Source organism: Flavobacterium sp. FG68, from assembly GCF_057808895.1.
Map to the genome: position 1 here is coordinate 1 of NZ_JBMDIY010000037.1, position 14,723 is coordinate 14,723.

Here is a 14,723-nt window from a genome sequence, read left to right on the forward strand (position 1 = left end):
ACAACGTATATCGTAGAGACGCACAGCAGTGCGTCTTGCGCAACGTAACCACAATGTTTGATATTCGAGACGTAGACGCACTGCTGTGCGTCTCTACGGAATAAAATGAGAATATATATTTTGTGAAAAAATAATTTTATCCCAACCTGAAACTTGAAACCTGAAACAAAAAAACTTCTTCCATTATGATTTGAATCATAAAATGGAGCAATACTGTGGGATTAAATTTGCGAATATAAGTTCTAAGGCCTTTTATTTCTTAGAATTTCAATTTTAAATCCTAATCAAATTATTCAAAATGAATCCACATCAAAAAGAGCTTATTAAAGCTACGGTTCCAATTTTACGAGCGAGCGGTGAAGACCTGACCAATTATTTTTATGCCAGAATGTTTAAGCATCATCCTGAATTGCGAAATATGTTTAATATGGGAAATCAGGCAAACGGAAGACAAAAATCGGCGTTAGCAAATGCCGTTTTGGCTTACGCCGAAAATATAGAAGATCCGTCAGTTTTAATTGGTGTATTAAAAGGAATTGGAACCAAACACCGAAGCCTAAATATTCAGCCGGAACAATATAAAATCGTAGGAACACATCTTATCGCTTCTATTGGAGAAGTGGTTGGAGAAGCCGCGACATTACCAATTCTTGAAGCCTGGACGGTTGCTTTTTATGAACTTGCCGATATTATGATTAATCTTGAAAAAGGTTTATACGAAGAAAATATCTCAAAACCGGGAAGCTGGAACGGCTGGAGAAAATTCGTTATTAAAAAAATTGTTGAAGAATCGGCTGAAATCAAATCCTTCTATCTTTATCCAGAAGATGAAAAAGCAATTGCCGATTTCCATGCCGGACAGTTTATCAGCGTTCAGGTTTTTGTACCAGAATTGGATCTTTTCCAGCCAAGACAATATAGTTTGTCAAGCACTTTTAATCCGGAATATTACAGAATTTCGGTAAAAAAAGAAAACGGAATTGCGCCAAATCCAAACGGATGGGTTTCGAATACAATGCATTCAAAATCTGAAGGCGATATTATTTCTATTTCTTCTCCTGCAGGATTATTTCATTTAGAAAAAGATTCTCAAAATCCTTTAGTATTAATAAGCGGCGGAGTTGGGCTTACGCCGATGTTAAGCATGCTGGAAACAAATTTAAATTCTATTCAAAACAAAAAAACAATCTGGATTCACGGATGCAGAAATGAATCTGTTCATGCTTTTAAAGATCAGATTTCTGCTTTAAAAGAAGCAAATCATTTGGAAACTTTTACTTTTTATGATGCTGTAACGCCGGAAAATGTAATTTCAAATGAAGTAATTCACGGTCGCGTTGATCTTCATAAATGCAAAGATTCTATTTTATTAGAAGAAGCCCGATATTATATCTGCGGGCCTGAAATGTTTATCAAAACACAATATGAAGCGCTTATTAATTTAAATGTAAGTCAGGAAAATATTTTCTACGAAGAATTTGGACCTCAACTTATCAATTTGAATTAAGATGAACATTGTCCGATTTTATAATAGGAAATTATTAATTCAAGTACTTCAAAATCTGACAACAACGTTTTTTATAACTTTAACTCTCGCCAGTATTAACTGCTCAAATAAATCTATTTTTTTATTTTTTTGGATGCGTTCCTGGCTGGTTGCTGCTTTGATTTCAAACTTGTTTTCATTTTTTATATTTTCCAATAAAAAAGATTCCTAATATAGGTTTCAACTCCTGCAAGGTTTTTAAAACCTTGCAGGCTTAAATTTTACGTCAAATAATTTATTGCTTTAACTTAAAATACAGAATACCTACAAGGTTTTGGAAACCTTACAGGAAAACAAAAAAGGGCTGTCTCAAAAATCGAGACAGCCTCTTTTTATTTTATATATTTCTTTGTTCCGTAGGAACATTTCATTGGTAGAAAATTATATTATTATCATTGTTTACGTTCCGTAGGAACGTTTGATTTTGGCATCATTTTTAATAATCTTCCAAACGTTCCTACGGAACGCAAATCTGACTGAACTTTATTTTTTTCTACCGACGAAACATTCCTACGGAATGATAACTGGATGTTATTAATTAACTTTTAGAAACTGAAAACTTGCAGGATCAGCCACTATTTTTCCATCTTTAAATTCAATTGAAATGATTCCGGCTTTTCTTGGCGAAACGGCACTTTCACTATAATGAGTGTGCAAGACATAATGCATTTTATTGTTTTTATCCCAAAATACATCGCCGTGGCCAATTCCGTTTTGTTTGGTATTTTTTCTGCTAATTATCGGACTGTCCGCCGCTTTTTTCCAAGGTCCAAGCGGACTTTTACTGGTTGCATAACCCACAGCATAATCTATATTTCTGAAATCATTTGCCGAATAAATCATGTAATACAAGCCGTCGTGTTTTAAAACCGTCGGCCCTTCTGTAACCGGCCAGCTAACGTTTTGTGTATTTTCCCAAAGCATAGTTCCCGAAATGCATTCCGTTAAAGTTTCTGGTTTTATGCTTTTAAAATCGTCGTTTATTTCTGCCACGAAAATTCGGTTTCCGTTAGTTAAACGAACATGATACAAATATTTTTTTCCATCTTCATCAATAAAAATAAACGGATCGATTTGGTTTCCGGTTTTTATAATTGGTTCTTTTGAATCGTTTTTAAATGGCCCAAGCGGACTGTCACTTGTAGCAACGGCAATATTTTCATTCGCCGTATAAATCATATAAAATTTATTTTGATACGAAAGAATCTGCGGTGCCCAAAATCCTTTGTCTCCAAAAGCATCTCCTTTTTTAAAAGCCAAACCATTCTGCGCTCCAACCGGACCTTTCCAGTCTTTTAAATCCGAAGATGTATAAACCTGAAATCCTTCTCCATTTGGAATATCTCCGCTTGTGGTTCCGTATAAATAATAGGTTTCATTATTATAAAAAATAGTTGGGTCGGCCAGTAAAATTGCTGATGCTGGTTTTACTTCTATTGGTTTTGATTGGTTGGTGTCTTTTTCCTGCGAGCAGGCTGCGAAGACACAAAGTGATGTTATTAGGGATAGTATCTTTTTCATTTTTTATTGGTTTTAGGTTTTAACGCTAAGTTTTTTTAACCGTAAAGAGCGCTAAGAATTACGCAAAGGACACAAAGTTTTTTTTCTCATTTTATGTCACCCTGAGCGAAGTCGAAGGGCGCAAAGCTATTCCTCATTTTCTTAGCGATCTTTGCGTAATTCTTAGCGCTCTTTGCGGTTAAACTATTTTATTATTTCACAGAAAACTGATAATAAGAAACCGTATGATATTTTTCTCCCACTTTCAAAACAATCGGGGCAAATTTTGGCTGATTTGGTGCGTCTGGGAAATGTTGTGTTTCTAGAGCAAAAGCTGTTCTGAAGTCATCTTTTGAACCAGATTTAAATGTGTTTTTCGACTGCATGAAATTACCGCTGTAAAACTGTAATCCAGGTTCTTCTGTAAAAATATCCATTGTAATTCCAGATTTATCTCCAGAAATTGTTGCGGCATGATTCAGTCCATTTTTCTTTGTTCCGTTTAAAACATAATTATGATCGTATCCTTTTCCAAATTTCAATTGCTCATCTTTTGTTTCGATTCTTTCTCCAATTGTATGTTTTGAAGTAAAATCAAAAACAGTATTTTTTACTGGTTTTAACTCTCCACTCGGAATCAAACCTTCATCAACCGGCGTGAATTCATTAGCATAAATCTGTAATTCGTGATTTAAGATTGTGCCGCTTCCTTCTCCGTTTAAATTAAAAAAGGCATGATTGGTTAAATTAACTAAAGTTGTTTTGTCAGTTGTCGCTTCGTATTCCATTTTTACCGAATTATCATCCGTAATCGTATACGTTACTTTTACAGTTAAATTCCCAGGAAAACCTTGTTCTCCATCTGGCGAAACGTAAGTAAAAACCAAAGTGTTTTCGTTTGCTTTTTCGGCATTCCAAACTACATCCTGAAAACCTTTTATACCGCCGTGTAAAGCATTTTTTCCATTATTTAACGGAACTTGATATTGTTTTCCTTCTAAAGTAAATTTTCCTTTTCCAATTCGGTTTCCAACTCTTCCAATTGTTGCTCCAAAATAAGGTTCTGTTGAGGTTTTAAAGCCTTTTGCACTGTTCATTCCAACAACAACATCGGTTGGTTTTCCGTTTTTATCGTTAACCCAAAGTCCTATTAATCTTCCGCCGTAATTGGTAAAAGCAGCTTTTATTCCTTTGTTTTCTATCCAGTATAAATTGACTTTTTTACCTTCGATTATGGTATCAAAATTTTTAGTTTCTAAAACGGTTTTTACTGAATCTGATTTTATTTCAGTCGTTTCTTTTAAAGTTGTATTTTCTTTTTTATTGTCTTTACAATTAAATTGAAAAAGTGCCAGTAAAACAACCGCAGCGATTTGAATATTTTTCATTTTTATGTCATTGCGAGGAAAAAGTAATATTATCCTCTGGTTAGTTTTTATAGTTTTATTTTGATGGAATTGCCAGTTTGGTTTCCTCACTAACAGGTTCTCCTAAAACCGGAAATCCGTTTGCATCCCAATCTATTTTCTGCATTCTCGGTGATCTTTTGTTTCCGCATCCTTCACCCGGGTTTGAATTAGCATGATATAAAATCCAGTCTTCTTTTCCATCAGGAGATTTAAAGAATGAATTATGTCCCGGTGCGTAAACCTTATTTTTATCGGATTGTTTAAATATTGGTTCCGGAGATTTTTTCCATGCATTTGCATCTAATAAATTATCTCCGCCATTAAAAGTTAACAATCCCAAAGAATAGAAATCTGTCCAACATCCACTTGCCGAAAATACTATGAAAATTTTACCGTTTCTTTCTAAAAACTGTGGGCCTTCGTTTACATTTACCTGCGCAGGATTTACATCATCATGCAATGCGCCGTGTGTTTCCCAATCATTTGTTGGTGCTGAAATCATAACACGATCGCCATCAATTTCAAGCGGGTTTTTCATTTTAGCGATGTAGATGTTTTGCTGTCCGTTGGTGTCGCCTTCCCAGCCAGCCCAAATCATGTAGAGTTGTTTTTTATATTCAAATACATTTCCGTCAATCGCCCATTTATCTGTTTTGGCAGCAATTTTTGCTTTAAATTCAAAATTACCTTTAAACGGATCTGATGCTTTATTTTCTAAAACATACATTCTGTGATTATTGTTGTCGCCATTGTCTGCGGCAAAATAGCAATACCATTTTCCGTTGATAATATGAAATTCCGGTGCCCAGATTTCTGCTGAATAATTCGTGTTTTTGGGCGGTGTCCAAATCACTTTGCTTTCAGCATTTTTAATATCGGATAAATCTTTTGTTTTCCACAAAACCAAACGATTTCCAAGGGTATTCGTATAGTAATAATAGCCTTTGTAATATGTGCTGTAAGGATCTGCACCCGCTGGCAAAATGGGATTTGTGAATGTTTTTTGCTGAGCAAAACTTATGGTTGTGAACAGAAAAAGGAATAGGTATTTTTTCATTTTAGTTTTTTTATTAGTCTTTGAAATTTTCTCCCGCAGATTTAGCAAATTGTACAGATTTATTTTATCGGCTTAATCTGCGAAATCTGCGGGAGGAAAAAATCACTGATTCAAAGCATTAATAACTTCAGTATTAATTTGATTTACAGCTTTGAAATCCATTTTGTCTACTTTTCTGTCGTAGGTCATAAAGCCGTTTACTTCACCTTCAACATCAGTTGTCTGCGTGTAAACTGCTGCCGAAAATCCTGTTTTTACTAAGCTTTTAAGGATTTGAGCGTACTTTACATATTCGGCAGTAACTTCTGCTTCGTTTTTAAATTTCACATAACCCCAATTGTCATTTGCTCTCCATAAATGTCCTTCTAACGGAAGACCAATTCCACCGTATTCACCTAAAACAGTAACTCTTCTGGCATCATACAAATACAATTCCGGAGCTGGATATTTGTGTAAATCTAAAATATCGCCCGTTTGAAAATGATTTCCTCCGCTTGAAGAATTTATTAAACGACTTGGATCGTGATTTTTAGTCCATTCTGTAATTTCTACTGTTTTGAATTGTCCCCAGGCTTCATTAAAAGGAACCCAAACTACAATACTTGGATACGAATACAAATGATCCATTATCTCCTTCCATTCTTTTTTGTAGATTTCTTGTGATTTTGGAGTACGCTGTAATTCTGTACCTTCAAAATACTTTTTATCTTGCCAAATCGGTTGTTCATCACCGCTTGGCATATCCTGCCAAACCAAAATTCCTAATTGATCACAATGTGTGTACCAGCGTTCTGGCTCTACTTTCACATGTTTACGAATCATATTAAAACCTAATTCTTTCGTTTTAATAATATCGTATTTTAAAGCTTCGTCAGTTGGTGCAGTATACAATCCTTCTGGCCACCAACCCTGATCTAAAGGCCCAAATTGAAAATAATCTTTATTATTTAACTGCATTCTCATGATTCCGTTTTCATCTCTTTTTGATGAAATTTTTCGCATCGCAAAATAACTTTTCACTTCATCAACTACTTTATTTTTGCTGATTAAACGGATTTTTGTCTGATACAAAAACGGATTTTCAGGCGACCATAATTTTGGAGAATTTAAAACAATATCATTACTTTCGCCTACAACAGCTTTTTCTTTTGCAATTTCTTTTCCACCTTCAAAAACAGAAATCTCAATTAAATCTCCTTTTTCTGCTCCGTTTACGTCGGCTTTAATACTGATTGTATTTTGATCGATATTTGGTGTTGTTTTTAATTCTGAAATGTTTTTAGCATTTACAGGTTCAATCCAAACCGTCTGCCAGATTCCGGTTACTGGTGTGTACCAAATTCCTTCGGGATTTTTAACTTGTTTTCCTCTTGGCTGAGGTCCGTCGTTTGATGGATCCCAAACTTTTACAATCAGTTTTTGATTTTTCCCTTTTTGGATAAAAGGTGTAATATCAAACGAAAATGGTGTGTAACCGCCAGTATGTGAACCCACTTTTATGTCGTTTATAAAAACTTCTGTTTTCCAGTCTAAAGCTCCAAAATGCAGCAGAATATTTTTTCCGTTCCAGTTTGATTCAATTGAAAAATTGGTTTCGTACCAAAGTTCATTTTTTGCTCCAACTTCTCTCATCACGCCAGACAAACTCGATTCAGCCGCAAACGGAACTAGAATTTGCCCATCATATTTTGAAGGCGCTGTTTTGCCAAATTCCTGAATGGCATAATTCCATAATCCATTCAGATTTTTCCATTGGCTACGCTCCATAATCGGACGGGGATATTCTGGTAAAGTTTTGTTCGGATCAACCTGCGCTGCCCATTTTGTTTTGATTTTATCCCCTTGCGGTTTCCATTGTGCATGAACCAGACAGCTTAAAAAAAGCGCCACCAGAACTGTAGTTTTCTTATTCATCCTATATCGTTTTATGCAATAATTTCCTCGATTATTACTGTTTCTTCTTTACTAAATAAATTACCAGACCATATCCACATAGTCTGGTAATTTCAAACACTAACTTTACTAACCAATTTTTATAATTGTGAATTATTAATTATGAATTATGAGTTGGTTTAAGTGTGATTATAATTTATTTCCGATAAAATAATCTCTGTTTCGTATTAACTCAAAAAACACTAACAAACGCCTAATTCCAAACTCATAATTCATAACTTATAACTCATCATTTATTTTTAGTGATTCCAAATTTCTTCACTAAACTGTCGTATTCATTTTTAGAGATTGTAACCATGCAGCCGTGGCGTACTTTTTCAGGGAAGCTGTATTTATCCCAATCTGAGAAAAAAGTATAACCTGAGGCTTGAAACCAAGGTCCGTTTAAATTATCTGCAATTGATAATCCATAGGAAACTCCCGGATATTGTTCGTAATACATGTACCATATTTTATCATCTGGAGAAGGAATTAACATTGGTGCTTCTCTAAAGTTTGGACTGATAGATTGCTGGGGCAAAGAATAAGGCCCTAAAAGAGATTTCGATTTGGCAATTCGGATGGTTTTTCCGGTTGTCCAATACAATGTTGGATACGTTTCATCTTTAATTACAGCGTAATAAGAATCGCCGACTTTACGAATAAAAACATCAATAGTTCCCATATCCCAATCGAATAAACGTTTTGGTGTTCCTTCAAAAGTTTTTAAATCTTTAGACAAAACATACAACGTTCGCTGACTTGCCCAATAACGTTCACCATCTTCTTTTGTCCCTTCAAGATGCGGCGTGTGCCATGTCATAATGAACTTTTCAGAATCTTTGTCGTAATATAATTTTGGTGCGCCAATTCGTTGTAAAGCATTTGAATAATCAGGTGTACTTTTTAAATCCGGCGTATAATCGGAGTGTTTTTTCCAGGTAATTAAATCGTCTGAAACCCAGATGTTGATGCTTTTTGCGTCATCGCCTGTATTTCCTGCGATGTAATATTTTCCGTCCGGGCCTTTGCAGATATCGGGATGTCCTTTATATTCTTCAAAAACTCGTTTTCCGTTGTTGAGGTTTTCCCAATGTAAACCGTCCAAACTTACAGAATAGTATAATCTGCCGTAATCGTTGTGCGTCATGTGCGCAAAAAGATAGGCTTCGTTTTTTGGTTTTTCGCTTCCTTTTACTTGTCCCGGCGGATCTGGCTGTTGTGCTTTCGCAGAAAATCCAACCAAAATTACCGCCAGAAAAAAGAGCTGTTTTATTGTGTGTGTTTTCATAATTTTCAATGTGTCAATTAGTCAATTTGATAATTAGAAAATGTGAGAATGTGTCAATTAGAAAATTATTTAATTTATGCATTCTAGAAATTATCAAATTGACACATTATCTAATTATCTAATTCTTCTTATTCGCCTCAGATGTCATTTTTTTGATTAAATCTGTTTCGGCTTTGATGTATGGCGTTCCGTCTGTGTGCAATACTTCGTGAAACCATACTTTTGGTTCTGCAGTATATGTTTTTGTCCAGCTGTCCCATGCGTATTTGGTTTGTGTTTTTCCATCTACAAATCCCCAGTTGATCATTCCAACATTGTATTTTTTTGCGATAGGTAAAAAGCCTTCGAATGTGCTTCCGTTTGGTCTTGCCATGTATTCTGTACACAATAAAGGTTTTCCGTAACGCTGTAATTGTTTGATTACTTTTTCGAAATCCTGTGGTGTGTTGTAATTGTGGAATGAAACAATATCAGATTGTTCGATCTGCATTTTGTGCATTGGTTTCATTTTGGCTTCGTCGCTCCAGTCTCCTACCCAAACTCCAGAAGTTAACGGCTGTGACGGATTGCTTTCCCTTGCCCAAACAAAAACATTTTTTAAAAGCGGAAGGATTAAATCAACTTTGTTTTTGATTTCGATTTTTTCGTAAGATGGACCTGTCATATTATCTGGTTCGTTCCAAACATCCCAGCCTAAAATACGTTTGTCATCTTTAAAATGAGCAACGGTTTCTTTTACATATTTCTCTAAACGAGGATATTGTGTTTTGTCCTGCAATACTTTTTGTCCCGGACTCTGTACCCAGCCTGAGTTGTGCGTGTGCGGTTTTGGAGCACGTTGTTTTCCTAAAGCAGGAAACGGGTCCCAGCAGGAATCAAATAAAACAAAAAGGGTTTTAATGTGATGTTTATCTGCAATTTCTAAAAATTTGTCCATGCGTTTGTAAAATCCTTCTGCATCTTGCTGGTGCAATAAATCATGCAGGTAAACACGCATTACATTCATGCCTAAATTTTCTGCCCAGCCCAGTTCCTGATCAATTCTTTTTGGATCAAAGGTATCTTCCTGCCACATCTCTAATTGATTTATAGCTGTGCTAGGATAATAATTTGAACCTACTAACCAAGGCTGTTCTGCATACCATTTATTGGCCTGATCTTTTGTCCAGATTTCTCTTTTTTCAACTGCAGCAGTTTCGTTTTTATTTTCTTCAGTAATATTCTTTTTGTTGTTACAGCTTAGCAATACTAATCCTGCCAACATAAATGTCAGACACAATTTTACTTTTCTCATTATAAATTTTGTTATTATGAACAATCGTTCTTTATGATAAGGGAATCAGACTAACACATCTGATTCCCTTAAAAAAATTAGTTTTTAATATCCTGAATTTTGTTCCAGATTTGGATTATTATCTACATCACTTTGTGGAATTGGCATTCTATGATTTTTACCCACTTTGAAGTTTTTAAAATCCGGATCACGAAGCGCAATTTTATCAACAGAAGCCTGAGAATTTAAATCTCCCCAGCGTTTTAAGTCTTCCCAACGCACGCTTTCTCCCGCTAATTCTAAAACTCTCTCTGTTTTTAAACGCTCTAAGAATTTATCATGATCGTTTCCTATTTCAGGATGAGCAACTGCTAAAGTGTTCATGTTTACACGGGCTCTTACTAAATCAACATATTGATAAGCTTGTGCTGTATTTCCTGTTTCGTTCAAAACTTCGGCATAGCGCAGTAAAATATCAGCATAACGAACTAATCTGTAATTTACCTGGCTGTAATAATCTTCATTATTTCTGTAATAATCACGGCTTCCTTTTCTAAACCAGGCTTCATTATTGTTCCATTCCCAGTTTCTTCCGTAGGTTTTATCTCCAAAATCAGCTAATAATTCCGGATAGTATAAAGTCCATCTTAAACGAATATCAAGATCACCATCTTTATTTTGTTCGGCCTTGAAAGCATTTACAAGCCATAAACGTGCTTGTCCGTCAGACCATCCAATTCCTCTTGGTGCAAAAAACTGACCACGGTTGCTGGAAACTGCAGCGTTTGGATCTTCACCAGTTCCTCCTTTTCTTTGATCTCCAAACTGAATTTCAAAAACAGATTCGCTGTTGTTTTCGTTTACATCTGTAAAATTATCTCTGTAATTAGTAACCAGTCCATATCTTGCACCTGGCCCAGTAATCAAATATTCCAGTGCTGTTTTGGCTTCTGGCCATTTGTGCTGCTGCATGTATAATTTTGCTAAAAATGCTTTTGCTGCTCCTTTATCTGGTCTTCCTGTTTGATCAGACGGCCATTGCGCTGGTAAATCCACAAAAGCTTCGTTTAAATCTTTCTCAATCTGAGCCCAAATTTCAGTTACCTTTTTTTGTTGCGGTAAATCTGCTGGTGTTGATGGATCTAAAACTAACGGAATATCTTCCCAGATTACTGCCGCATAGTAATAATGTAATGCTCTGAAAAATTTAGCCTGAGCAATGATTTTCTTTTTATCATCTTCATTTTGAAAGGTAATATTCGGGACGTTTGCTAAAACCTGATTACATCTAAAAATGGCTTTGTAGGTATCTCTCCATGTTACGGCATTTCCTTCCCAAAAATTATAATTGATATAATTGAATCGCGTCCAGTCTGCTAATTCTGTCCACGGACTTACACTATACCCTTCATCAGAAGTCAAATCTAAACGAAAATACATCCATCTTGCCCAAAGACCGTCTTTGTAAAACATAGCGTAAATTGAGTTTACACCAGCTTGAGCATCACTTTCAGTTTTCCAATATTGGTCTACTGTAATATCATTTGGGCTGTTTAGGTCTAATTCACTTTCACAAGCTGTAAAAACAAGACCCAGAAAAGCTGCGGTTATTATGATTATTTTTTTCATTATGCTATTTTTTTAAATTAAAAGCTAAAATCAACACCAAAAGAATACGTTTGAAGATTTGGGAAAGCACCATTATCAACGCCTCTTTCAAAAATATTACTGTTTGTAAATTCAGGATCTAAACTTTTATATTTAGTAATTGTAATAATATTTTGTGCCGATAATGTTAATCTCGCTCTCGAAATACCTGAATTTTTCAAGACACTTTGAGGCAGGTTATAACCAAATCCAATGTACTTAAGTCTGATAAAATCTCCATTTTCTAAGAAACGGTCACTGTCTCCTCTTGAATTTAAAGTTGAACCTTTTGTGATTCTAGGAAAATCAGTATTTGGATTTTCAGGTGTCCAAGGCTGAATTCCAGCTCTGTAATTACTATTGTCATCAAATCTGTCTACAACACTTCTAAATCCGTTATAAACAGTTGCTCCGTGAGAAGCGATCCAGTTCATAGAAAAATCAAAACCTTTATATTCTGCTCCTGCATTTAATCCCATTTCAAATTCTGGCCATGGACTTCCCACAATAGCTTTATCGGTACTTGTAATTTGTCCGTCCCCATTAACATCTTTAAAACGAATATCTCCAGGAACAGCATTTGGCATAATTACTTGTCCATTAGCATTTTTGTAGTTATCAATTTCCTGTTGATTTTGAAACAATCCATCAGTTTGTAAAACATACCACATTCCTACCGGCATACCCGCTCTTGTGATTGTATTTCCCGAAATGTTTTCATTTTGACCGTTACCTAATGAAACCAGTTTGTTGTTAACTTTTGTAAAGTTGATCGAAGCATTAAACGAGAATTCATTGATTTTTTTGCTGTAAGCTAATTCTAATTCAAAACCTTTATTTTCAACAGTTGCAGCATTAGAAATTGGATTTCCGCCGTCATTTCCTGTCGTTAATAAAATTGGGAAACCAAATAATACATCTTCTGTACGAGCGATAAAATAATCTGCTGTAAGACGTAAATCATTATTTAAAACGCCTAAGTCTAATCCAAAATTGGTTTGTTTTAATTTTTCCCAACGCAGTTCTGAATTTGATAATTTTACCTGAGTTGCAGAAGGATATAAATTTTGACCTAATACAATCTGTCCGAAATTATTAACGAAGCTTTTATATTCGTACTCTTTAATATTTCCAGAACCTAATTCTCCATAACTCGCTCTTAATTTTAAATCTTTGATGAATTCTGATTTAAAAAATGATTCGTTACTTACTCTCCATCCTGCTGAAACAGAAGGGAAATTTCCCCATTTGTTTGCATCACTAAATCTTGATGATCCGTCGCGTCTTAAAACAGCATTAAATAAATAACGGTTATCATAATTGTATTCAATTCTTCCAAGGTAAGATGCAAGAGCTGCTTCATTAATAAAACCACCAACTACCGGTGAATCTCCTTGGTTTAAAACCTCATAATATTGTCCAGTTCCGGAGTTTATTGGCAGGTTTCTTTTTGTACCATAAATTTGATCGTATTTGTCTTTTTGAAAAGTCTGACCAACTAGAACCGTTATATCATGTTTTCCAAATTCTTTTTTGAAAGTCAAAGTATTTTCAAACAATGTTGTTTGTGATCTTCCTTTATTTTGATCTGTCTGAGATGGATCTATCGGTTGATTTAACGTCCAGTTCCCTACTTTTCTCATGAATTTATAAGAGTCAAAACTAGTTTCATATCCAAAATTGAAACGATATTTCAACCATGGAGCAAATTTTAGTTCAGACCAGATATTTCCTCTAATTCTGAAATTTTCGTTGATCGTATTGGCAAAATCAGCAATTGCAAGAGGGTTTGTTCCAAAAGTATCTGCAACACCTTGCTTACCGTAACCGTATCCTCCAGGATTAGCTGCGTCGTAAAGCGGAATTGTTGGTGTCATTCTGTACACATCAATAATTGGATTTCCAGACATTTCATCTGTTTTAGAATTACTGATGGCTAAGTTTTCTCCAATACTGAAAATCCCTTTTGTTCCGCTTGAATTTACACGGAATGAAATTCTGTCAAAATCAGTTCCGATTACTGCTCCTTCATTTCCAAAATAATTCCCCGACATAAAAAATGTAGAGTTTTCATTTCCGCCAGAAACGCTGGCATTATAATCCTGCATCATTCCTGTTCTAAAAACTGCATCCTGCCAGTCTGTATTAACTGCCATATTCAGATTTTGTCTTGTCATTCCGGCATTATCATAAGCCATATTATTTAATCTGGCAAACTCTTCAGTTCCCGCCAAATCATAGCGTGGGATAGTTGTAAAACTGCTTTTTGCAGAAACATCAATTTGAAGCGGCCCTTTTTTACCTTTTTTTGTGGTAATAATAATTACACCATTTGCTGCTCTCGAACCATAGATTGCCGCAGCAGATGCATCTTTTAAAACCTGAATGCTTTCAATATCATTTGGGTTAAAATCTCTGTTTGCCGAAGTAACTAATCCATCAATTACATATAATGGATTTGTATTTTGAAGATTTTTAAGACCACGAATCTCTACACTGGCTTCCTGTCCCGGACGTCCGCCGCCGCGAACTTTAACTCCGGTAACTAAACCTTGTAATCCATCAGCAACAGTAGTCACCTGTCTTTTTTGGATTTCTGTAGCTTTTACGAGCGAAACAGCACCTGTAAGGTCTTTTTTCTGCTGCGAACCGTAACCTACAACTACAATTTCATCCAATTTCATTGCATCTTCTTGTAAAGTAACATTGATAGACGTTTTGTTGTTGATTTCAATTTCTGTTGTTTTATAGCCTTGTGAACTAAAAACCAGTGTTTGGTTTCCTGCAGCAGCTATTTTGTATGTACCGTCAAAATCGGTAACTGCACCATTTTTTGTGTTTTTTATGACAACGTTAGCAAACGGAATTGATTCTCCTGCTGCAGAAACTACTTTTCCCGTTATGGTTATTTGCTGTTGTGCATACGTTTGTTGTAATAATAAACTAAAGAAAAACAAGAGGTAATATCTCTGCTTTAAAATTTGAGTGATCTTTGTTTTCATTGATTTGTCATTTAGATAGTTTTCATTTCTTGGTTGGTTTTACAATTGTTTTTTAAAAATTCTAAT

At 35.2% G+C, this 14,723-nt stretch carries 9 protein-coding genes; 1 reads left to right on the top strand and 8 read right to left on the bottom strand.

Annotated elements, in window-relative coordinates; genetic code table 11:
• The first annotated feature begins 298 nt into the window (after nt 1-298).
• The gene (gene hmpA / locus ACODSB_RS20010; protein WP_488938312.1) at nt 299-1,507 is read left to right on the top strand and encodes an NO-inducible flavohemoprotein; all 1,209 of its coding nucleotides are present in this window, start codon (nt 299-301) and stop codon (nt 1,505-1,507) included.
• Between the two features lie 573 nt (nt 1,508-2,080).
• On the opposite strand, the gene ACODSB_RS20015 is transcribed toward hmpA, so the two are convergent.
• From ACODSB_RS20015 to ACODSB_RS20050, 8 genes are all read right to left on the bottom strand, one after another.
• On the bottom strand, nt 2,081-3,067 hold the full coding sequence (locus tag ACODSB_RS20015) for a glycoside hydrolase family 43 protein (RefSeq protein ID WP_488938313.1): 987 nt from the start codon (nt 3,065-3,067) through the stop codon (nt 2,081-2,083).
• A 191-nt stretch (nt 3,068-3,258) separates the two neighbouring features.
• Nucleotides 3,259-4,434 carry an aldose epimerase family protein gene (locus ACODSB_RS20020; protein WP_488938314.1) on the bottom strand — a complete coding sequence of 392 codons (1,176 nt, stop codon included), beginning with the start codon at nt 4,432-4,434 and terminating at the stop codon, nt 3,259-3,261.
• A gap of 55 nt (nt 4,435-4,489) precedes the next feature.
• Entirely contained in the window at nt 4,490-5,512 is a 1,023-nt protein-coding gene (locus ACODSB_RS20025) for a glycoside hydrolase family 43 protein (RefSeq protein ID WP_488938315.1), read from the bottom strand.
• 102 nt (nt 5,513-5,614) lie between these two features.
• Nucleotides 5,615-7,426, bottom strand: a complete 1,812-nt coding sequence (locus ACODSB_RS20030) for a glycoside hydrolase family 2 protein (protein WP_488938316.1) — start codon at nt 7,424-7,426, stop codon at nt 5,615-5,617.
• A gap of 268 nt (nt 7,427-7,694) precedes the next feature.
• Nucleotides 7,695-8,735: a glycoside hydrolase family 43 protein gene (locus ACODSB_RS20035; protein ID WP_488938317.1), complete on the bottom strand. Its 1,041-nt coding sequence runs from the start codon at nt 8,733-8,735 to the stop codon at nt 7,695-7,697.
• Nucleotides 8,736-8,853: 118 nt separating this feature from the next.
• Nucleotides 8,854-10,029, bottom strand: a complete 1,176-nt coding sequence (locus ACODSB_RS20040; RefSeq protein ID WP_488938318.1) for a glycoside hydrolase 5 family protein — start codon at nt 10,027-10,029, stop codon at nt 8,854-8,856.
• A gap of 84 nt (nt 10,030-10,113) precedes the next feature.
• Entirely contained in the window at nt 10,114-11,637 is a 1,524-nt protein-coding gene (locus tag ACODSB_RS20045; protein WP_488938319.1) for a RagB/SusD family nutrient uptake outer membrane protein, read from the bottom strand.
• A gap of 17 nt (nt 11,638-11,654) precedes the next feature.
• Nucleotides 11,655-14,657 carry a SusC/RagA family TonB-linked outer membrane protein gene (locus ACODSB_RS20050; protein WP_488938320.1) on the bottom strand — a complete coding sequence of 1,001 codons (3,003 nt, stop codon included), beginning with the start codon at nt 14,655-14,657 and terminating at the stop codon, nt 11,655-11,657.
• Nucleotides 14,658-14,723: the final 66 nt, after the last annotated feature.